General features: G+C 67.3%; 1 protein-coding gene and 1 pseudogene. Both read right to left on the reverse strand.

The genetic code is table 11. The features are described from left to right. A partial coding sequence (locus Pen02_RS42410; protein ID WP_443678497.1) for an AMP-binding enzyme occupies positions 1–427 on the reverse strand: 427 nt, incomplete at its 3' end. 204 nt (positions 428–631) lie between these two features. Next, a pseudogene (locus tag Pen02_RS43175) lies at positions 632–721 on the reverse strand (hypothetical protein); the annotation flags it as partial. Positions 722–747: the final 26 nt, after the last annotated feature.

Genomic DNA, 747 nt, shown 5'->3' on the forward strand with positions numbered 1-747 from the left:
TCGAATGCCCACCCAGATCGAAGAAACTCTCGGTGACACCCACCCGCTCCAGGCCGAGCACCTCACGCCAGACCGACGCGATCCGCTCCTCCACCTCCGTACGCGGCCCGACGAAGACGGGACCGGCGTCCAAAGCGGCGGTGTCCGGATCAGGCAGAGCCCGCCGATCCACCTTCCCGTTCGCGTTCAACGGCAACGCATCCAACGACACGAACACCGCCGGCACCATGTACTCCGGCAACCGCGCCGACACATGCGCCGTCAAACCCGCCACATCCAACACACCGTCAGCCGGCACGCAGTACGCCACCAGACGCTTGTCCGACGCCGCACCAACCGCGACCACCACCGCGTCCCGAACCCCGTCGTGCTCCAACAACACCGACCGGACCTCACCCAACTCGATCCGATACCCGTGCACCTTCACCTGGTCATCCACCCGACCGACGAACTCCACATCACCGCCGGGCAGCATCCGGACCAGGTCACCGGTGCGGTAGAGCCGGGCCCCCGGCACGGTGCCGAAGGAGTCCGGCACGAACCGCTCCGCCGTCAACTCCGGCCGGTTCACATAACCCCGAGCCACCCCGACACCACCGACGTACAACTCACCCAACACACCCACCGGAACCGGAGACAGGTCAGCGTCCAGGACGTACATCGACATGCCCGGGAGTGGGCGACCGATCGGCAGCACCTCGGCGGTCTGCTCGCCCTGCACCGGGTACGTGCAGGTGCCGACCGACG

Source organism: Plantactinospora endophytica, from assembly GCF_016862915.1.
GTDB lineage: Bacteria > Actinomycetota > Actinomycetes > Mycobacteriales > Micromonosporaceae > Plantactinospora > Plantactinospora endophytica.